This is a genomic window from Microbacterium koreense (assembly GCF_042677105.1).
In the GTDB taxonomy this organism is placed as follows: domain Bacteria; phylum Actinomycetota; class Actinomycetes; order Actinomycetales; family Microbacteriaceae; genus Microbacterium; species Microbacterium koreense.
On record NZ_JBHTIM010000001.1, the window covers coordinates 650,530 to 669,354 of the forward strand.

Here is an 18,825-nt window from a genome sequence, read left to right on the forward strand (position 1 = left end):
TCGCCGGTCGAGGGGGTGACAGCGAGACAGGACCACCGGGCTGAGGGTCATCGATATGAACTGCCTGCGTCAGCGCGTCCGGCGGGCGCGGGCGTACTGCGCCGGCCAGTACGGCACGTGCACGCCGAGCTCGACCGACGCGCGCAGGGCGAAGTGCGGGTCCCGCATCCATTCACGACCGGCCATCACGGCATCCGCGTCGCCTGACTGCAGAATCTGCTCCGCCTGAGCGCCGTCGGTGATGAGCCCGACTGCGCTCACCGGTACGCCCGCGTCGTGCTTCACCTGCGCCGCGAGAGGCACCTGATAGCCCGCGCTCACCGGGATCCGTTCACCGGGGACCGCGCCGCCGGACGAGATGTCGAAGAAGTCGGCGCCACGTTCGGCCGCCCATGCGGCGACCTGCACGGTCTCGTCGATCGCCCAGCCACCGGCGGTCCAATCTGTGCCCGACAGCCGCACGAAAACGGGCGCGTCGTCGGCCGCGGCTCGGACGGCCTCGACGACGCGCAGCAGCAGACGTGCGCGGTTCTCCAGCGAGCCGCCGTATTCGTCGGTGCGCTCATTGGCGAGACGGGAGAGAAACTGGTGCAGCAGGTAGCCATGGCCCGCGTGGATCTCGAGCACCTCGAACCCCGCTTCTCGGGCTCGCTGGGTAGCGGACGCGAAGTCCGCGACGACACCGTCGATCTCGGCGACGCTCATCGCGCGCGGGCGCGTGTAGCCCTCGTAGGGGATGGGGGAGGGTGCGACGGTCTCCCAGCCTCCGTCAGCTGCGCGCACCGACCCATACGTGCCGGCGATGAGCGGGGACCACGTCGAAGCCTTGCGTCCGGCGTGAGCGAGTTGGATGCCGCTGACCGCACCGCGCGCGCGGATGGCAGCGGTGATGGGCTGCCACGCGCGCACCTGCTCGTCGTTCCAGATGCCGGCGTCCTCGGGTGAGATCCGACCCTCCGGCGACACCGCCGTCGCTTCTGCAAGGACGAGCCCGGCACCACCCGATGCGAACTGTGCGAGATGGACGTGGTGCCACTCCTGCACAACCCCGTCGACCGCGCTGTACTGGCACAGTGGCGCGACCCACAGTCGGTTCCGCATCTCGACGGATCGCACGGTCAGCGGGGAGAAGAGCAGGGTCATGACGGTACTCCTGTCGCGGGTTCATGAGAGGCGACGTCGGGGACCCGTCCAGTATTCCCGTCGTCGCATGCGCCGGAAAATCGACCACCAGGGCTTCCCCGTGCGGGCTCCACGACAGGCGGGGTCGAGGCCGCCGATAGGGTACGGGCATGGGGATCTCCGCGGCTTCGACGACTCCGGCGACCTGGGACCCCGCTGCGGTCGCCCGATTGCGCGCGGCCGGGATCGACCTCGACGACCCACCTCGTACGGGCGACGCGTCGGCGGGTTCTGGCATCGCGGACGCGCTCGCCCTCATGGACCAACTCGCGGTTTCGGCGGCTGTCGCACGCCGGACGGATGCCGATCGCGCCGCCGTCGAACGCGACCTCGCCGATGCTGCGGTGGCACTCCAGTCCAGCACGGCGACGGCTGCGCTCGGCATGGTGGTGATCCCGTCCACCACCGACCCGCGACCCGGTCCGGTGGTCGTCATCTCGCCGGCGGAATCGCGCTCGGTGTACGAACTGTATGCGGCGGCGGCGTTCGCTCAGCCCGCGCGGCGTCGCGTCGTCCACCTCAACGGTCGGGGGAGCCGGGCATCCGCGGTCCATTCCGGCATCGCGGCTCGCGTCACCCTCCGCAGTGCGTCCACAGAATGGCGCGAGTTCCCTCACGCGCACCCCGAACGCGCCCTCCATACCCTCACCTCACGCCCCGCGGCGATCGTCGCAGCCGTTCCTCCTGGCTCCGTCGAAGCCGCCCGTCTCATCGTCGACCACCCAGACGCCGACGTCATCCTCGTCTTCGACCGCGCACATGCCCGCTTCGGAAAGGGGGTCGCGGAGCAGATCGGATCGATCGTCGAGCTCGCATTCGGCGTGAACCTCGACGACGACGACGGAGAACCACCCGCGGACACGGTGGATACGGCATCCGTTGTCGAACCCACCTCGGGCATCGAGGACGTCGCCGACTCCGCGACTGACGACCTCCCCCCGATCCGCGCGTCCGACGTCGTGCACGTCCGTCTGACGTCATCGACGCTGGAACTCACGAACCGGACGGCTCAGACGCTCGACGTACGCGTCGCGCTCGGCGCCGCATCCGATCCCGATGTTGCGCTCGCCGAGTTCCGGGCGACCCTCGCGCCCGGAGACACCCGGATCGAGACCACCACGGACATCCCGGCGCTCAGAGGAATCGAGCCGCCCCATACCGTCATGCGCCACTGGAGCCACGAATCCGAAGAGGTGTACGAGGGTGGCGAGCAGCGCATCCACGCCTTTCAACTCGAGGTGCGCAGGACAGACGGCACCGTCGCCGCAGCGCGACGATTCCGACCCGGCAACGGCCTCGACTTCTTCGTCACAGCACGAGAGCTGACAGCGGTCATCGGGCGTCCGCTGGCCCGCAGCATCCTCCCCGAACCCGATCCGGGCTCAGCGGCCACCGCACCGCCTCGCGACATCATGGCAGCGCTGGCGGCAGCCCTGGCCGTCGGCGAAGGTGTTCTCACCGCCCGGTCGTCCTGAGCGTCGTGGTGAGGTCAGGGGTTCTCGACCCGTACCCGGATCTTCACCAGCGCGGCGAAAATGCTCGTGCGATCCGCGAGGTATGACGTGAGCGCCTCGGCATCGGCGTCGTCGCGCAGCGGTTCGGTACCGACGACGAGCACGACGTAGCGACGCCCGATGGCGTTGGCCGTCCAGTCGTCGGTGACGGGTTGCGAGAGCCAGACGCCACTCGGGGTGGACAGCTCGACCCGCAACGCGCGCAACGAGGCGAACAGCACGTCGGTGCCGATCGGGAGGATGTCACCGTCGGTGTCGAGCCGCTTGAGTCCCATGCCCGTGATCGCCTCGAGGAGCGGTCCGTCGTCGCTGCGGGTCAGGGGGTGGACCAGCACGTACGCGGTCGGCTCACCGAACGGGTTCGGTGCGGACCACGTGGTGAGGCCGACGTCGAGACCCTGCTCCGGGGAGGTCGATTCCGTCATCGTTCGAGGCTATCTCTCCTGCTGTCGCTCGGCTCAGGCGAACGATCCACCCGGCGTCGGGTCGACGTTCTTGCGCTTCATCCGCAGGGCGGCGACCACCAGTGCGAGCGCGATCGCCGCCGACAGGAAGATCGACGCACCGTTGACGATCGTCGCATCCACCAGGAACCCGATCGCCCCGCCGCCGGAGAACCCCAGTAGGGTCAGGAAGAAGATGCCGGCCCACTTGAGGTTCGGTGTTCCGTTGATCCCCACCTTCTTGAAAGCGGCCTGGGCGAGGAAATTGAACGCCATCTGCACCACGAAGGTCACCGCGACGGCGCCGTAGAGCATGCCGTGGTTCTTGTGGAATGCGTTCCCCTGCGCTCCCGCCACGAAGCTGATCCCGTACGCGATGTACTGCGCGTGCTCCTCGGGAAGCGCCCCGAGATCGAGCCCGGTCTCCCAGGGAACGACGGCCGTTCCCACCGTCGCCATCGCGACGAGACCCAGGATGACGAGGAGAACGACCTGCGTGCTCAGGATGCCGACGGTGAACGTCCGTCCCGATCGCAGGAAAGCCGTCATGAGAACGCCCGACAACGCCGAGCCGATCCCGAAGGCGAGCACCGAGATGAAGGGGAACTGGAACTTCTCCCAGTCTCCCTGGATCAACCAGTATCCACTGGACAGGACGTTCCCGGATTGGACGGTGGCGAACGTCGAGGCGTTCGCGAGGGTCCAGGCGTTGAGTGTTCCCGCCATGAACGCAAGGAGGAACCCCACGAACGGCCGCTCCATCAGCGGGAAGCGGATCTTCTCCGGGTGATCTTGGATGACCTGGAATCCCGCAGTCGGAGCGGATGCACTCATCTCTCAGCCTCTCGTCGCCTCAGACGTCTACCCCTGTGCCTTCGACTGGTCGTACCAGATCACCGGCGCCGGCTCATCGTCCATCGGGAGGGACTCGACGAACGCATCCGTCGAAAGCAGGTGGTCCGCGACGATCTGCACCGGGTTGGAGGCGAGCCACTTGCGTGCCGAGATGTCGGAGTATTCAGGGTGCTTGAAGATCTCAACGAAGATGAGCTTCTCGGTCCCGGTGTTCTTGACGTAGTGCCCGGCGACGAGCGGCACGATTCCGACGTCGCCGGCGTGGAAATCGAAGGTGCGAGCGACGCCACCGGAGAGGAAAACGGTCATCTCGGCGGTGCCCTGGATGTAGTACTGCCATTCGGCCGCCTTCGGGTGCCAGTGGAGTTCACGCATCCCACCCGGCTCGACCTCGACGAAAGCGGCCGAGATCGTCTTGGCCGCCGGGAAGTTGTTCACGTCGACGATGCGGACGCGGCCCGCCTCGGACTCGATGACCGGTGCGTCCTTCATATGGAAGGAGAACGGCGAAGGAACCTTGCCTGCTGGCGTCGGACGCTCGACCTCGGCGATCGGACCGGGAACGTTGCCCTTGAAGATGTAGAGCTCCTCGGAGGGGAACTGCGAGATCTCCGGCTCGGTCTTGCGGAAGTTCGCCGCAACGACATCCGCAGGGGTGTGCATGAACCAGTCGGAGAGCAGGAAGGTGTTGTTCTCAGAGAAGTCCGGTTCGCTGAAAACGAGGAGGAACTCGCAGCCCTGGTCGAGTGCCTGAATGGAGTGCGGAAGTCCCGCCTCGAAGTTCCAGAGGTCGCCCGAGCCCACATCGTCGATGAAATAGCGACCGTATTCGTCGACCGACGTCACGCGGGCATTGCCGTACAGCATGAGGCCCCACTCGGCTTCTTTGTGCCAGTGCAGCTCGCGGTACGCGCCGGGCTCGAGGGCCATGTTCACGCCGGCGACATCCTCGGACGAGGGCAGATCGCGATTCGTGACTTCGCGCGCCCACCCGCCGGGCTGCAGGCGTTGGTGCGAGTCCGAGAAGCTGTACTTGAGGTTCATCACGGTGCCGCCGTCGGTGGGAGGCGGTGTGAGGATGTCGGGGTTCTCACGATCCCGCCAGATGTCGCGGGGGCCGAAATCCAGCCAGCCCTTGCCGTCGGTCGAGCGGATCGGTTCTGGCGTGTCGGTCATTCCATCTCCTCCGGTGTGATGCAGGTTGCCTGGCATTCGCATCGTTCCTCGTACATGTCGCTGACCAGGCACGCGTGGTCAGCCTAGCCAACGTCTCTTTACCGGCATGTTTCGAGGGCATGCCCGGCGCGCGGTGTGGTTGCTCCACGTCTGCGAGGTTGCTGAGATCGGCCGCCGCGCGGGTAGCGCTTCGTAGGCTTGCGAGATGAAGCATCCGCAACGCCAACTCGTTTCAGCGGGCCAGGAATCGGTGTGGGACTACCCGCGTCCGCCGCGCGTCGAGACCGTCGATCGGCGCGTGAGCATCACGCTCGGTGGGGACGTGATCGTCGACACGAGCGACGTCGTACGGGTGCTCGAAACGAGCCATCCACCGACGTACTACCCGCCGGCCGCGGCCTTCGTCGCCGGCGCCCTCGTGCCCGGACCCGGGGGATCGGCGTGCGAGTTCAAGGGATCGGCCCGCTACTTCGATGTGCGCGGCGGTGGCGAAGAGCGACCCCATGCGGCCTGGGGCTACCCGAACCCGATGCCGGGCTTCGAGGTGCTGCGCGACCGGGTCGCGGTGTACCCGGCGCTCATGGATCGGTGCACGGTGGACGGCGTCGAGGTGACGCCCCAGCCCGGGCGCTTCTATGGCGGATGGATCACGCCCGAGATTCGCGGACCGTTCAAGGGTGCTCCAGGCAGCATGGGCTGGTGACCGCGCGGGACGTGCAGGTCGCGGATCAGCGCCCGCTCGACGTCGACGCGTGCGGAGGCGAGGTCGCGGCGTCGACAGACGGCAGTTGCAGTCGGTCGCTGAAGCGAGGTGGGAGCCCCGGCGTACGCTGGCTCCCGTGAGACAGATCGAGGTGGAGATTCGTCCCGCGCGCAACGGAGAGGCGCGGGAGATCGGCGAGGTCTTCGACGCGGCCGTTCTCAGGGAGTGGACGTACTTCGCCGACATTCGTGACATGGTTCCCATGTTCGAACCGGCGTTCTGGGAAGCGTTCGTCGCAGACGTCGAGCCGCCTGACGTGCTCCTCGTCGCGGTCGATGCCGCCGATGAGAGGGTCGTCGGATACGTCGGGACGAAGGTGGAGTCGAGCGAAGTGTGGGTGTTGTTCGTTCGACCCGAAAGCAGTGGTCGCGGCGTCGGTCGACGCTTGCTCAGGTTGGCCGAGGAAGCGATCCGTGCCGCTGGTTGCCGACACGCGATCCTGTGGACGCACGCGCAGAACGAGCGCGCGCAGCGCGTGTATCGGGCGGCTGGATACGTTCCGGACGGCGAGACGAGGACGGACGAGATCAAAGGTCACGGTTTCACGGAGATACGCATGAAGAAGCCACTCACGCGCTGACGGCAACATCCCGCGTCCTCTGCCTTCTCCAGTCTGTGGTCGAGCGACATCCGAGATCCTCGGCAGGCACTTGTTTGACTCCACCGTGACGACCGCGAGATAGTCGCCACCCGTGCGCGAGAACGGCTACGCGGTTTCGTCTGTGACGCCTGCGCTCCGTGCGGCAGGGCGCGGGAAGGTCACGTCGGTGAGGCGCGCGCGAAAGAACTCGCCCTCGGCAGATCGATCCGTGCCCGACCACCAGCCCGCGCGGAAGTGAGACGGCACGAGGACGCCGTCGAACTCCGCCGAGTCCACGACATCCATTCCGAACGGGAACCTCCCGAAACCTCGGCCGTCGGGGTCACCCCAACGCAGCATGCGCAACTTGGCGAGGTGCCCGGCGTCATCGATCCAGAACTGGGCTTCCTCCGACGAATCACCAACTGTTCGCCGGACGTGCACGGAGTTCGGGTCGTCCCCCGGACGATACTCCGCGCCGTCGAAGGCCGTCGGAAGGAGGACACCTTCGCCCACCAGTCGGCCGCGTGCACTCGCCGTGACATCCGCTCCCGAGGCAGACATCACCGGCACGACATTCAAGAGCCGCCACCGCATTGTCCCCTCGCCGTTCGCGAAGCGATCGAATCCCTGCACCGGGATACCCCTGATTCTGGTGCGCGCCGTCCAGATGAAACCCGAGTCCGGTCGGAGGACCTGCGATGCCGTGAACGGCACCCACAAGCCGCGCAGTCGGATCTCGCCGCGCATGTGAAAGGTCGCTGATTTCCACAACGGTGTGCCTGGACGGATGGACGCCGTCAGCCAGCGCTGTGCCGTCGGTGGCAGCGCCTCGACCGAATCCGGCCGAAAGGCCCGAGGCATCGCGGACACGGCGGACAGCGTCGCCCATTCGCGGGCAACGTCGTCGGGCAGCTTCGAGTGGTGCTCGGAACGCATCCGTCCCAACCTTACGCGCAGACCGCGGAAGAGCAAGGAAGAACAATTCGGCTGCGGGATAGTGTGCTCCTCATGGAGCAGTTGCCACCCAGAGGCGCGAGACCTGCGGTCCTCGCGTCCAGTGCTGCGGAGCTGTTCGGTCGCGCTCACGTCGTGCGCTGGTGCGAGGAACTTCTGCGTGGAGCAATCGGCGATTCCGACTCGGAGTTTCCCGACATCTCCTGGCTGGGTGGCACCGTCGGATGGGCGGACTATTGGACGAGGGTCTGGGGCGCGCGCGGGCTTCTCCACATCGGCCACCCGGCACGTGAAGTGGTTGTTCTCACCTCTCTCAGCGACGACTCATGGCGAGTGCGTGAGATGTCACTGAAAGTGATCCGCCGATACGGTTTGCATGACGCGGCCGGCGCCGTCGACCGCCTCACTGAGGATCCGGTCGAGCGAGTTCGCGTGGCGGCTTGGAAGGCGCTCGGCCTTGAGGAAGTCCCCGCTCGCGCGTCCGGCTTGGAACGCTGACTTTTTCGCTGAGGGATCGCATTCGCTGCCGGGGAGGTTCGCGGTCAGGCGGGTTCGATGGGGAGCCAGAGGGCGCAGGTGGCGGTGCTGAAGTCGGCTGCGCGATCGAGGACGGCGACGATCGACGGGCCGGGACGAAGCCTCCAGGAGTTCGAGGGGAACCAGTCGGTGGCGGTCGCGGCCCAGGTGTCTTGGAGTGCGGCCGGGTAGTCGCCGGTCACTTCGAACACCGCCCACGTTCCGGCCGGCACATCGATCACGTCGAGGTCGATCGGGACGGAGGTGTCGCCGTCGACGGCGACGCCGTGGAGGTAGGTGAGCTCACTCCCTTCCGTGTAGTCGGGATCGACGTCGGCGGACACCTGCAGCAGCCCGGCGGGTTCGCTGCTGCTGAGCTCCTTCAGCCGATCGTGCTCGGTGGCCGGTAGTGCGGCGATGTGGGCTTGGATGTGCGGGTTGGGGCCGCGGTGGATGAGGGGCACGCGGGCGGCGTGCCCGATCAGGCGGAATGGTGGGCGGTCGGTGATGCGGGTGTCCATGGGGGTGTTCCCTTCGACGGTCAGGCGGAACCTGAGTTGTGGTTGTGATCGAAGGAGACCGCCATCGCGTCGCACGTCACCAGGAGTGACGCCGTGCACAGCACGGAACGCGCGACCGAACGCCTCGGTCGAGCCGTATCCGTATCGGGTCGCGATGTCGAGCACACTGTCTTTTCCTCGCAGCGCTGCGGCCGCGACGGTCATCCGCCGCCGCCGGATGTACTCCGACACCGGCATCCCGGCGAGCGATGAGAACATCCGGCGTAGGTGATACTCCGTCGTGCCCAGGCGCGTCGCGAGCGCGGCGAGGTCGATGTCGGCGTCGACGTTCTTCTCGACGTACTCGACGACCCGGTTCAGTATCGCGATCACGGTTCCTCCTTCGCCCTCCAGCCTCGCCGTATCCGGGTGCCGCCACCCGATGATCGCTGACCGATTCGATCGGAGCGACGAGGTCCGCTGTGACACGGACCCGCACAGCATGCCGCCAGCTACCCCAAGGGCGCCATACCCGTCATGCGGATCGATTTGCGACGAAGAAGGATGCCGTCGACTTCGCCCTCCGCCGCCTTGTGGGCGTCCCGCTCACAAAGGAGACACTTCTGGACCTGCGCGGCACCGGCTGGGCCGGCGACCTTGACGAGATCCGCGGCGCGGGAGATCCGTGGTCTCAGGCGTGATCCTCGTCGACACGTCCGCCTGGATCGAATACCTGCGCGGCAGCGACCATCCGGTCACCTCGCGATTGACGGACCTTATAGAGCGCGGTGTTCCCCTGACGATCACAGAGCCGATCGTCATGGAGTTACTCGCGGGCGCGACCACACCCCGGCTGGAGCAGAGCGTCGGGCGTCTGGTCGACGGGCTGCGCGTCACGCCGGTCGATTCTCTCCTCGATTACCGAGCGGCTGCTCAGCTGCACGTCGCATCGCGGCGGAACGGACATCCGATCCGCAGTCTCATGGATTGTCTGATTGCCGCCGTCGCGATCCGGCGCGGGATTGCGGTGCTCCATGGGGACCGGGACTTCGACTATCTCGCCGAGATCAGCCCGCTGCAGGTCCACGGAATCTCCTAGTACCACGTCTGCCCTTGACATAGGAGAGAGCTGTCGGTTCCCGTGTCGCCCCACACGTTCCCGACAACCACTCGAGGGTTGTGCACACGGCATCCGTGCTCTAACGTACAACCAAATGGTTGCACAAATGGAGTTGTCGGATGAAGAAGTCGACCGCGTCTTCCACGCGCTCGCCGATGCGACGCGGCGCGACATCGTCCGGCGAACGATCGCGGGCGAACACTCGATCTCGACCCTCGCGGCCGACTACGACATGTCGTTCGCCGCGGTGCAGAAGCACATCGGCGTACTCGAACGCGCCCACCTCATCGTCAAGCGCGCCGACGGGCGCGAACGACTCATCCGGGCTGATCCGACCATGATCGCCCGCGCCCGCGCGCTCCTTGCGCGCTACGAAGACCTCTGGCGGCAACGTATCGACCGGCTCGACGCTCTGCTTGCCCAAGACCCCCGACAGTCACACACCACACCAGAAGAAAGCGAGTGACGATGCCTGTCACCGATGTACGCACCGACCCCGAAGCACTCACGATGACGCTCGAGGCTGAGTTCGCCGCTCCGGTCGAACGGCTCTGGGCGGCGTTCACCCAGACCGAGCAGCTTCAGCAGTTCTGGGGCCCGCCCGGATGGCCCGCCACCTTCGTCGAATTCGACTTCACCGTCGGCGGACGCGCGATCTACTACATGACCTCGCCGCAGGGCGAGAAGTCCTACGGGTCGTGGGAGTTCCTCGACATCACCGAGCCGAGCGGATTCACCGTGCTCGATACGTTCGCCGACGAGACCGGCGCGCCTGCGGAAGGGATGCCGAGCATGCGCATGGAGATGCGATTCGAGCCCACCGCATCCGGATCGCGACTGCTCAACGTCACCTACTTCACCTCCGCCGAGGCGCTCGAACAGGTCGTCGAGTTCGGCGCGGTCGAAGGATCGACGCTGGCGATGAACCAACTCGACCGCGTGCTCATGGGTCTGCGCGCCTACGCCGAAGGCAAGGGCACCCAGGTCGAGGTGCTCAGCGACACGCATGTGCGCATCACCCGCCTGATCGACGGGCCGCGCGAACTCGTGTGGCGAGCCCACACCGAACCCGACCTCCTGCGACAGTGGCAGCTCGGACCCGACGGCTGGCGCATGACCGCGTGCGAGATCGAGCCGGTCGCCGGCATGCCGTACCGCTTCGCATGGGCACCTGATGAGGGCACCGAGGGTGAACCGTTCGGATTCGACGGTGAGATCCTGCAGGTCGTGCCGCAGGCGCGCATGGTCTCGACCGAGCACATGACCGGTACGGACTACCCCGCGACGCTCAACGACCTCACCCTCATCGAAGAGGACGGCGCGACGCTCATGACCCTCCTCGTCGAGTACCCGGATGCCGCGACCCGCGACATCGTGCTTGCCACCGGCATGGCCGAGGGCATGGAAGCCAGCTATGCCCGCCTCGAGGCCGAGCTCATCGGCGGCTGATGACCTCCCGCCTGCGCAACTCCGGAGATTCGGTCGCCTCCGCATCGAAACGCCGCCCAGTGCGTCGATCCGGAGCCGAATCCGTGGAGTTGCGCAGGTGGTCACGCCGAGACGGCTCCCCACTCGCCTAGCATTGGCCCGTGGAATTCTCGTTCGCCTTCACGCCCGACCTGATCGCTGTCTTCTTGACGCTGTTCGTCCTCGAGATCGTGCTCGGCGTCGACAACGTCATCTTCATCTCGATCCTCGCGTCGAAGCTCCCCAAGGAGCAGCAGGCGAAGGCCCGCAACCTCGGGCTGACGCTCGCCATGCTCATGCGGGTCGTTCTGGTGATCTTCGCGGGCTGGATCATCACGCTCAAAGACGACATCTTCACCGTGTGGGGGATGGGGTTCTCAGTGAAGGACCTGATCCTCATCGCCGGTGGGCTCTTCCTCGTCTACAAGGCGGTCACCGAGATCCATCACAAGCTCGAGGGCGTCGAAGAAGGCCACGGCACGGGCGGACGCAAGGCGATCACGTTCGGCTCGGTGATCGCGCAGATTCTGCTGCTCGACCTCGTCTTCTCGCTCGACTCGGTGATCACCGCCGTCGGCATGACCGAGAACCTTCTCGTCATCATCACGGTCGTGGTGCTGTCGTTCGGCATCATGCTGTTCGCCGCGCGATTCATCTTCACCTTCGTCAACAACCACCCGACGGTGAAGATGTTGGCTCTCGCGTTCTTGTTGCTGATCGGTGTCTTCCTCATCGCCGAAGGCTTCGGCGTGCACATCGACAAGGCCCTCATCTACATGCCCATGGCCTTCGCGATCCTCGTCGAAGCGTTGAACCTCGTTTACGCGGCCCGCAAGGCCAAGCGCGAGCAGAAGCGCAAGGAGGCGGTGCAGTTGCGCCCGCGCTACAGCGACGTCGACGAATCCGTGGCCGTCAGCGCTGCGCTGTCGGCCGACCCCGCGTCGGGCGCCGTCGGACTCTCGCGCAAGCCCGTCGCGGGTGCTGCCGACCCGGGGGAGCGCCGCACCGGACTCGGTTGACGCCCCTGCGCTGAGGTCGCCGCGCGTCAGGCGCGGGACATCGCGTCTTCGAGCGCGACCCACGCGAGCATCGCGCACTTCACGCGTGCGACATATCGCGAGACGCCGGAGAGGGCTGCGGCATCGAGATAGACGTCCTCGTCCAGCGTGATCGCACCGCGCGAGCGCAGGGCCTCGCGAAACCCGTCGATCAACGTCGTGGCCTCGGCGACGGTGATCCCCTCGGCAAGCTCGCTGAGCATGGACGCCGATGCCTGTGACACCGAGCATCCGGCGCCGTCCCACGTGACATCGCGGATCGACGCGCCGTCGTCCGACAGGCGCACGCGGACGGTCACGTCGTCGCCGCAGACGGGGTTGTGCTGGTGCGACGCCGCCGTGCGTCCCTCCTCGATCGCCAACTCTTTGCCGCGTGGGTGCTTCGAGTGGTCGAGCAACAGCTCTTGGTACAGCGCTTCGAGGCCGCTCATGATGACACTCCGAAGAACGGGCGCACGCCTGAGACGGCGTCGAGGAAGACATCGACGTCGTCGTTCGTCGTGAAGACGGATGCGGATGCCCGCACCGATGCGGTCAGACCGAATCGCGCGTGCAACGGCTTGGCGCAGTGGTGCCCCACCCGAACCGCGACGCCGCGATCGTCGAGGAACTGCCCGACATCGTGCGCGTGGACGCCGGCGACCTCGAAGGAGGCGATGCCGACGCGGTCGACGCCGGACGCATCGCCGATCACTCGAACCCCGTCGATGCCGCGGAGGCCGGAGAGCATCCGTTCGGCGAGCCGGCGCTCGTGGGCGGCCACGGCATCCATCCCCAACGCGGACAGATATCGCGTCGCCGCGGCGAGACCGATGGCCTGAGACACCGGTTGGGTGCCCGCCTCGAACTTCTGGGGTGCGGGAAGGAAGCCCGCCTCATCGAGCGTGACCGTGGTGACCATCGATCCTCCCGTCAGGAACGGCGGCAGCGCATCGAGCACCTCGGGGCGCCCGAGCAGGCCGCCGATCCCGTACGGCCCGAGCATCTTGTGGCCTGAGAACGCAGCGAGGTCGACGCCCAGGGCGGTGAAGTCGAACGGCAGGTGGGGGACGGATTGGCAGGCGTCGAGCACCGTCAGTGCTCCCATCTCCCGCGCGAGCGCGACGAGCTCGGCGACCGGGTTGACGATGCCGAGCACGTTGGAGACATGTGTGAACGCGACGACGCGGGTGCGATCGGTGATGACGCGCGCTGCGGCGTCGAGGTCGAGGGTGCCGTCATCGCGGATCGGGATGTGCCGGAGCGTCGCGCCGGTGCGCGCGGCGAGCTCCTGCCACGGGATGAGATCGGCGTGATGCTCGGCCTCGGTCGTGACGATCTCGTCGCCCGGCGCAAGGGCGAAGCGCGCGCTCTCCGGGGCCCCGCGGCCGAGCGTGGCGTTGCCGATCGAATAGGCGACGAGGTTGAGTGCGGCGGTGGCGCCGCTGGTCCACACAAGCTGCTCGGGGCGAGCGCCGACGAAGCCCGCGACGCTCTCTCGCGCGTCCTCGAAGAGCAGCGTCGCTTCGCCCGCGAGCGTGTGTGCGCCGCGGTGCACTGCCGAGTTGGCCCGCGTCAGAAAGTCGATCTCGGCGTCGAGCACGACCTGCGGCTTCTGGCTCGTCGCGGCCGAGTCGAGGTAGACCAGCGGCCGATCCTGCACGGTCTGGGAAAGGACGGGGAAGTCCGCGCGCACCGCTGCGAGGTCGAAGTCGGTCGCCGTGGTGCTCATGTATCCAGGCTACGCTCCCCCGCAGCGCGGCGGACCGCAGGCGGCCGGCATCACGACGGCGGGCCGCAGCCGAGGCCGCGACCCGCCGTGCGGATGACTCAGACGAGCTTGGCGTCGTGCAGGAGCTCCTCGATGTAGGTGCCCTTGACCTTCGCCAGGGCCGCCTTCTCGAGCACGCGGCCGGCGAGCGGCAGCTTGATCTCGTGCAGCGGCTTCTTGTCGTTGAGGTAGTACAGCGCGTTCATCAACATGCGCGCATCGAACGACGACGCGAACACCTCGGGAACACCGCGGTCGACGTTCATGAGCGTGTAGACGGCTTCCATCGCGGTGCGCACCGAGTACTCGGTGGTGAAGACCGTGTCACGCTCGGTCTCGGCGAAGTTGCCGAGGAACGCGAGGTTCTTCGAGCCCTCGGGCACGACGAGCGGACGGTCACCGACCGCACGGGGCATGAAGTACGACGTGATGTACGGCATGTTGCACGGGATGGTGCGCGCCGAGTTGCGGGCGAGGTCGTCGATCTCGTCGACAGGAACCCCGAGGTGGTACAGCCACTCGGCCGTGAGCTCAGCGCCGGTGCACTCGCGGATCGTCTTCTTGATGTAGTCGCCGGGCTTGTCGGAATAGAGGCCGTAGAGCCAGACGACGATTTCTTTCTGCGGGTCCTGCGCGGCGAAGTGCGGCTGCCGGCTGACGGTGAATCCGTACATCCAGCTGGAGTCTTCGATGTTGCAGGGACCGCCGGTGACGATGTGGCCGCTGCGCGGGTCGCGCCCGGTCAGCTTTTCGATGTAAGGCCAGATCTTGTCGTCGGTGAGCGTCGCGGTGGCCGAGATGGTCCAGTTGGCGTCGGGGATGTTCTCGCTGAACTTCTCGGGGTGCCCGAAGGCGCGGTCGCGCGCGGCCATGGTCTTCCACAGCTTCCAGGCGCCACCGCGGTCGCTGACGATCGGCGCCGGGTTGTCGTTGTCTCCGAACGTCGAGCTCTCGGTGATCGATCCGTTCGTGACGAACACGAGGTCGGTGGGCTCGATCGGCAGGCGCGAGACGGTGCCGCCGTCGGTCTCGCCCGCCGAACCGCCGGCCTCGCCCTCGGTGTGGCCGGTCGTACCGCCGACGAGCAGTTCGAGCTCGGTGACGATCTTCTCGCCGCCCTGTGCGGTCACCAGCACGTCGAGCACCTGGGTGCCGTACTGGAAGGTGACGCCGTGCTCCTTGAGGTAGGCCACGAGCGGCTTGATCAGGGATTCGTACTGGTTGTATCGCGTGAACCGCAGCGAGCTGAGATCGGCGAGGGTGGCGATGTGGTGGATGAAGCGCAGCAGGTAGCGGCGCATCTCCATGGCGCTCGCCCACGGCTCGAACGCGAACATCGTGGCCCAATAGAGCCAGAAGTGCGACGCGAAGAACTCCTCACCGAAGAACTCGTCGATGCGCTTATCGTTGAGGTCTTCTTCGCGGGTGAGCGCGAGCTTGAGGATCTCTTCGACGGCCTTCGGCGTGAGCGTCAGGTCGGGCATGTCGGGGATCGCTTCACCCCGGTTGTGAATGGCGCGCGTGGGGTTCGTCGACGGGTCGTTCTTGTGCAGCCAGTACATCTCGTCGAGCACGCTGGCGTCGGGGGTGTCGAGTGAGGGGATCGACTTGAAGAGGTCCCACAGCGTCTCGAAGTGCGCTTCCATCTCGCGTCCCCCGCGGATGATGAAGCCCTTGTGCTCGTCGAGGAGGCCGTCCATGCTGCCGCCAGGCAGCTCGAGTTCCTCGAAGATGGTGATGGCTTCGCCCGGCATCTGCGCGTCACGGATCAAGAATGCGGCGCCGGCGAGGGCTGCCAGTCCTGATCCCACGAAGTAGGCGCGGCGTCCGTCGACTCCTTCCGGCTTCAGCGGGCGCGCGAAGGCCTCGAAGTTTCCATTGCTCCTGTACAAACCGACTCCTCGATCGTTCCGTCGCGGGGATGGACGTCCCCTCTTTCACGGTAACGGCGAGGGCATGCTCGGCGTCCGGCGGGTGGGCCCGATCTGTGCCGACCTTCCGCGAGGCCCGTCGTCAGTCGAGGAACTCGCGCGCGGCTGTGACCAGCGTGTCGACGCCGATCTCGAGGGTCGGGTGCGGCACCGGTGCGAAGAACGGGGAGTGATTGGTGGGGATGTCGCGCTCGATCGTCGCTCCTTCGAGTGCGGCTGCGTAGGTATCGGGGTCGACTCCTCCCCAGAACCAGAACACGAGGGGAGCGCCGGACTCGCGCGCGAACCACGACACATCCTCGCTTCCGGTGAACATGCCGGGATCGACGACCGTTCCCTCGCCGAACACGCGGTCGAACGCGCGGGTGAGGCGAGCTGTCGCCTCCGTGTCGTTGATGGTGGGCGGCAGCGTGTGGTCGATGGCGATCACAGGTTCCTGCTCGGCGCCGGATGCCTGGGCCTCTGCGCGGACGATGCGCTCCACCTTCTCGAGGACTTTCTCGCGAGCCTGATCGTTCGGGTAGCGCAGGCTCAACTCGAGCTTGGCTTCGGCGGGGATGATGTTGTTCTTGAGCCCGGCGTGGATCGATCCGACGGTGACGACGGCGACGTCGCGCGGGTCGGTCTCGCGCGAGGCGATCGTCTGCAGGCGCATCACCGTGGCCGCGGCCATCACGATCGGGTCGATGGTCGAATGTGGTCGCGAGCCGTGCCCCCCGCGTCCGAGCATCGTGACGCTGAGCCCGTCGGATGCCGCCATCTGGGTGCCGCCGCGCACGCCGATCGTCCCTGCGGGGAGGGGGGTGACGTGCTGGCCGAGCACGATGTCGGGGCGGGGGAAGCGGTCGAGCACACCGTCGGCGATCATCGCCTTCGCGCCGGCGCCGTACTCCTCGGCGGGCTGGAAGACCGCGACGATCGTGCCGGACCATTCGTCTTTCGACGCGACGAGTTTCTCCAGCGCACCCAACAGTGCCGTGACGTGCATGTCGTGTCCGCACGCGTGCATGACCGGCACGTCGACGCCGGCCGGATCCACGCCGCGCGCCGTCGAGGCGTAGGCGAGCCCGGTCCGCTCTTCGACGGGCAGGCCGTCCATGTCGGCGCGCAGCCAGATCACCGGGCCGTCGCCGTTGCGGATGATCGAGGCGATGCCGGTGCGTCCGATGCCTTCTTCGTACTCGATGCCGAGATCACTGAGGTGCCGGGTGACGATTCCCGCGGTGCGTGTCTCTTGGAACGACAGTTCCGGATGCCGGTGCAGGTCGATGTAGAGCGCCTCGAGGTCGATCGTCATGCGCCCGAGCCTATCCAGGTCCGGTCGTTGCCACCCGTAGCCCCGTTCGTCAAGCCCGTGGACGAGCCGGAGCGGTCGTGATCCCGTTGACCTGTCCGCATCCTTCCGAGGAGGAATCCCCCATGACCGGTCTCCCTGAGCCTCGCGATGGACACTCCGTCGCCGACCACCCCACCGCCGAAGCCGACCTCGGCTCCACGACCGACACCGGCGCGCCCGCACCCAGCGATCGCAACTCCCTCACGATCGGACCGGACGGCCCGATCGTGCTCCACGACGTGCACTTCCTCAACCAGATGGCGCACTTCAACCGTGAGCGGGTTCCAGAGCGAAACGTCCACGCGAAGGGGTCGGGTGCGTTCGGGGTGTTCCACACCACCGGTGACGTCAGCGCTTACACCAAGGCGTCCCTTTTCCAGCCGGGCGCACAGACGCAGATGCTCGCCCGATTCTCGACGGTCGCGGGTGAACAGGGGTCCCCCGACACGTGGCGAGATCCACGAGGCTTCGCCCTGAAATTCTACACGGACGAGGGAAACTACGACCTCGTCGGCAACAACACGCCGATCTTCTTCATCCGCGACACCGTGAAGTTCCCGCACTTCATCCGATCGCAGAAGCGTCGCGGGGGCAACGGTCTCCGCGACAACAACATGCAGTGGGATTTCTGGTCCCTGAACCCCGAGTCGGCGCACCAGGTGACATACCTCATGGGCGATCGCGGCATCCCCCGCTCGTATCGACACATGAACGGCTACGGGTCGCACACGTACATGTGGGTGAACGCCGCAGGCGAGAAGTGCTGGGTCAAGTACCACTTCCACAGCAACCAGGGGGTGGAGGGGCTGACGGATGAGGAAGCGACGCGCATCGCCGGAGAGGATGCGGACTTCCACCGCCGCGACCTCTTCGAAGCGATCGAGCGGGGCGATCACCCGTCGTGGACGCTCTCGGTGCAGGTCATGCCCTACGACGACGCGAAGGACTACAGGCTCAACCCCTTCGACCTCACCAAGATCTGGCCGCACGCGGACTACCCCCTCATCGAGGTCGGCACCATGACCCTGGACCGAAACCCCGACAACTTCTTCGCCCAGATCGAGCAGGCGGCGTTCGAGCCGTCGGCGCTCGTGCCGGGCGTCGGATTCTCACCCGACAAGATGCTGCTCGGGCGGGCGTTCGCGTATGCCGACACCCACCGCCACCGCATCGGTGCGAACTACCTGCAACTGCCGGTGAATCGCCCGCATGTCGAGACGAACACCTACACCCAGGACGGTCCGATGGCGTACGAGCACCGTGCGGACGATCCGGTCTACGCGCCCAATTCGTTCGGCCGCGGATACGCCGACGAAGTCGGCGAGGTCGAACCCGGCTGGGAAGCGGACGGCGCGATGGTGCGGCAGGCGTACACGTTGCGTCGCGACGACGACGATTTCTCGCAGGCGGGTGCCCTCGTGCGCGACGTCTGGGACGACGACCAGCGAGCCCAGTTCGTGAAGACCGTCGCCGGGCACCTCCTCGGCGGAGTCACGGGCGACGTTCTGGAGCGAGCGTTCGCCTACTGGAAGGCGGTCGACGCCGCGACGGGGTCGGAGATCGAGGATCTCGTGCGACGCGAGGCCGATCTCGGCGCGCCCGGAGCGCAGCCCGGGGCGGCCAAGGGCGACGCGGCCGACCCGATTCGCGAGTCGGACACGCACGCCGGCAGGTGAC

At 66.8% G+C, this 18,825-nt stretch carries 19 protein-coding genes; 9 read left to right on the plus strand and 10 right to left on the minus strand.

Annotated elements, in window-relative coordinates; all coding sequences use genetic code 11:
• Positions 1 to 69 precede the first annotated feature (69 nt).
• Positions 70 to 1,143 (minus strand): NADH:flavin oxidoreductase/NADH oxidase, encoded by a 1,074-nt coding sequence (locus ACFQZV_RS02970; RefSeq protein WP_378752559.1) that lies wholly within the window; start codon positions 1,141 to 1,143, stop codon positions 70 to 72.
• 149 nt (positions 1,144 to 1,292) lie between these two features.
• Between ACFQZV_RS02970 and ACFQZV_RS02975 the strand changes: the two genes are divergently transcribed.
• Complete coding sequence (locus ACFQZV_RS02975; protein WP_378752561.1) at positions 1,293 to 2,657, plus strand: hypothetical protein; 1,365 nt, start codon at positions 1,293 to 1,295, stop codon at positions 2,655 to 2,657.
• Positions 2,658 to 2,671: 14 nt separating this feature from the next.
• On the opposite strand, the gene ACFQZV_RS02980 is transcribed toward ACFQZV_RS02975, so the two are convergent.
• Genes ACFQZV_RS02980 through ACFQZV_RS02990 form a run of 3 tightly spaced genes read right to left on the minus strand, consistent with a single transcriptional unit; the run spans position 2,672 to position 5,170 of the window.
• On the minus strand, positions 2,672 to 3,121 hold the full coding sequence (locus ACFQZV_RS02980; RefSeq protein ID WP_378752563.1) for a hypothetical protein: 450 nt from the start codon (positions 3,119 to 3,121) through the stop codon (positions 2,672 to 2,674).
• A gap of 33 nt (positions 3,122 to 3,154) precedes the next feature.
• Positions 3,155 to 3,973 carry a DUF1275 family protein gene (locus tag ACFQZV_RS02985; RefSeq protein WP_378752565.1) on the minus strand — a complete coding sequence of 273 codons (819 nt, stop codon included), beginning with the start codon at positions 3,971 to 3,973 and terminating at the stop codon, positions 3,155 to 3,157.
• 27 nt (positions 3,974 to 4,000) lie between these two features.
• Entirely contained in the window at positions 4,001 to 5,170 is a 1,170-nt protein-coding gene (locus tag ACFQZV_RS02990) for a cupin domain-containing protein (protein WP_378752567.1), read from the minus strand.
• 205 nt (positions 5,171 to 5,375) lie between these two features.
• On the opposite strand from ACFQZV_RS02990, the gene ACFQZV_RS02995 reads away from it, so the two are divergent.
• Together ACFQZV_RS02995 and ACFQZV_RS03000 are read left to right on the plus strand one after the other, a co-directional pair.
• Complete coding sequence (locus tag ACFQZV_RS02995; RefSeq protein WP_378752569.1) at positions 5,376 to 5,873, plus strand: DUF427 domain-containing protein; 498 nt, start codon at positions 5,376 to 5,378, stop codon at positions 5,871 to 5,873.
• A 136-nt stretch (positions 5,874 to 6,009) separates the two neighbouring features.
• The gene (locus ACFQZV_RS03000) at positions 6,010 to 6,513 is read left to right on the plus strand and encodes a GNAT family N-acetyltransferase (RefSeq protein WP_378752571.1); all 504 of its coding nucleotides are present in this window, start codon (positions 6,010 to 6,012) and stop codon (positions 6,511 to 6,513) included.
• A 126-nt stretch (positions 6,514 to 6,639) separates the two neighbouring features.
• Here ACFQZV_RS03000 and ACFQZV_RS03005 read toward each other — a convergent pair whose 3' ends face one another.
• Complete coding sequence (locus ACFQZV_RS03005; protein ID WP_378752573.1) at positions 6,640 to 7,452, minus strand: DUF6544 family protein; 813 nt, start codon at positions 7,450 to 7,452, stop codon at positions 6,640 to 6,642.
• A 72-nt stretch (positions 7,453 to 7,524) separates the two neighbouring features.
• On the opposite strand from ACFQZV_RS03005, the gene ACFQZV_RS03010 reads away from it, so the two are divergent.
• Positions 7,525 to 7,968: a HEAT repeat domain-containing protein gene (locus ACFQZV_RS03010; protein ID WP_378752575.1), complete on the plus strand. Its 444-nt coding sequence runs from the start codon at positions 7,525 to 7,527 to the stop codon at positions 7,966 to 7,968.
• Positions 7,969 to 8,012: 44 nt separating this feature from the next.
• On the opposite strand, the gene ACFQZV_RS03015 is transcribed toward ACFQZV_RS03010, so the two are convergent.
• Positions 8,013 to 8,879, minus strand: a complete 867-nt coding sequence (locus ACFQZV_RS03015) for an AraC family transcriptional regulator (protein WP_378752577.1) — start codon at positions 8,877 to 8,879, stop codon at positions 8,013 to 8,015.
• A 304-nt stretch (positions 8,880 to 9,183) separates the two neighbouring features.
• On the opposite strand from ACFQZV_RS03015, the gene vapC reads away from it, so the two are divergent.
• The 4 genes from vapC (at position 9,184) to ACFQZV_RS03035 (ending at position 12,092) form a co-directional block, all read left to right on the plus strand.
• Positions 9,184 to 9,585, plus strand: coding sequence for a type II toxin-antitoxin system VapC family toxin (gene vapC / locus ACFQZV_RS03020; RefSeq protein WP_378752579.1), 402 nt, complete (start codon positions 9,184 to 9,186; stop codon positions 9,583 to 9,585).
• Between the two features lie 115 nt (positions 9,586 to 9,700).
• A complete protein-coding gene (locus ACFQZV_RS03025) occupies positions 9,701 to 10,072 on the plus strand; it encodes an ArsR/SmtB family transcription factor (RefSeq protein ID WP_378752581.1) in 372 nt (123 codons plus the stop codon).
• A 2-nt stretch (positions 10,073 to 10,074) separates the two neighbouring features.
• Entirely contained in the window at positions 10,075 to 11,055 is a 981-nt protein-coding gene (locus ACFQZV_RS03030; protein WP_378752583.1) for an SRPBCC family protein, read from the plus strand.
• Between the two features lie 140 nt (positions 11,056 to 11,195).
• Complete coding sequence (locus tag ACFQZV_RS03035; RefSeq protein WP_378752585.1) at positions 11,196 to 12,092, plus strand: TerC family protein; 897 nt, start codon at positions 11,196 to 11,198, stop codon at positions 12,090 to 12,092.
• A gap of 26 nt (positions 12,093 to 12,118) precedes the next feature.
• On the opposite strand, the gene sufU is transcribed toward ACFQZV_RS03035, so the two are convergent.
• The 4 genes from sufU to ACFQZV_RS03055 form a co-directional block, all read right to left on the minus strand.
• Positions 12,119 to 12,562: a Fe-S cluster assembly sulfur transfer protein SufU gene (gene sufU / locus ACFQZV_RS03040; RefSeq protein ID WP_378752587.1), complete on the minus strand. Its 444-nt coding sequence runs from the start codon at positions 12,560 to 12,562 to the stop codon at positions 12,119 to 12,121.
• Positions 12,559 to 13,842 (minus strand): aminotransferase class V-fold PLP-dependent enzyme, encoded by a 1,284-nt coding sequence (locus ACFQZV_RS03045; RefSeq protein WP_378752589.1) that lies wholly within the window; start codon positions 13,840 to 13,842, stop codon positions 12,559 to 12,561. The genes sufU and ACFQZV_RS03045 overlap by 4 nt, the downstream gene beginning before the upstream one ends.
• Positions 13,843 to 13,940: 98 nt before the next feature.
• Positions 13,941 to 15,773, minus strand: coding sequence for an oleate hydratase (locus tag ACFQZV_RS03050; protein ID WP_378752591.1), 1,833 nt, complete (start codon positions 15,771 to 15,773; stop codon positions 13,941 to 13,943).
• Positions 15,774 to 15,894: 121 nt separating this feature from the next.
• A complete protein-coding gene (locus tag ACFQZV_RS03055; protein WP_378752592.1) occupies positions 15,895 to 17,109 on the minus strand; it encodes an amidohydrolase in 1,215 nt (404 codons plus the stop codon).
• Positions 17,110 to 17,231: 122 nt separating this feature from the next.
• Here ACFQZV_RS03055 and ACFQZV_RS03060 point away from each other — a divergent pair, with 122 nt between their 5' ends.
• Positions 17,232 to 18,824 carry a catalase gene (locus tag ACFQZV_RS03060; RefSeq protein ID WP_378752594.1) on the plus strand — a complete coding sequence of 531 codons (1,593 nt, stop codon included), beginning with the start codon at positions 17,232 to 17,234 and terminating at the stop codon, positions 18,822 to 18,824.
• The last annotated feature ends 1 nt before the right edge of the window (position 18,825 follow it).

Excerpts from the sequence above, each read along its gene's own strand:
- ACFQZV_RS03060 (WP_378752594.1), top strand. The coding sequence starts at position 17,232 with ATGACCGGTCTCCCTGAGCCTCGCGATGGACACTCCGTCGCCGACCAC.
- ACFQZV_RS03055 (WP_378752592.1), bottom strand. The coding sequence starts at position 17,109 with ATGACGATCGACCTCGAGGCGCTCTACATCGACCTGCACCGGCATCCG.
- ACFQZV_RS02975 (WP_378752561.1), top strand. The coding sequence starts at position 1,293 with ATGGGGATCTCCGCGGCTTCGACGACTCCGGCGACCTGGGACCCCGCT.
- ACFQZV_RS03030 (WP_378752583.1), top strand. The coding sequence starts at position 10,075 with ATGCCTGTCACCGATGTACGCACCGACCCCGAAGCACTCACGATGACG.
- ACFQZV_RS02970 (WP_378752559.1), bottom strand. The coding sequence starts at position 1,143 with ATGACCCTGCTCTTCTCCCCGCTGACCGTGCGATCCGTCGAGATGCGG.
- ACFQZV_RS02995 (WP_378752569.1), top strand. The coding sequence starts at position 5,376 with ATGAAGCATCCGCAACGCCAACTCGTTTCAGCGGGCCAGGAATCGGTG.
- ACFQZV_RS02985 (WP_378752565.1), bottom strand. The coding sequence starts at position 3,973 with ATGAGTGCATCCGCTCCGACTGCGGGATTCCAGGTCATCCAAGATCAC.
- ACFQZV_RS03010 (WP_378752575.1), top strand. The coding sequence starts at position 7,525 with ATGGAGCAGTTGCCACCCAGAGGCGCGAGACCTGCGGTCCTCGCGTCC.
- ACFQZV_RS03005 (WP_378752573.1), bottom strand. The coding sequence starts at position 7,452 with ATGCGTTCCGAGCACCACTCGAAGCTGCCCGACGACGTTGCCCGCGAA.
- ACFQZV_RS02980 (WP_378752563.1), bottom strand. The coding sequence starts at position 3,121 with ATGACGGAATCGACCTCCCCGGAGCAGGGTCTCGACGTCGGCCTCACC.
- ACFQZV_RS03045 (WP_378752589.1), bottom strand. The coding sequence starts at position 13,842 with ATGAGCACCACGGCGACCGACTTCGACCTCGCAGCGGTGCGCGCGGAC.
- ACFQZV_RS02990 (WP_378752567.1), bottom strand. The coding sequence starts at position 5,170 with ATGACCGACACGCCAGAACCGATCCGCTCGACCGACGGCAAGGGCTGG.
- ACFQZV_RS03025 (WP_378752581.1), top strand. The coding sequence starts at position 9,701 with ATGGTTGCACAAATGGAGTTGTCGGATGAAGAAGTCGACCGCGTCTTC.
- sufU (WP_378752587.1), bottom strand. The coding sequence starts at position 12,562 with ATGAGCGGCCTCGAAGCGCTGTACCAAGAGCTGTTGCTCGACCACTCG.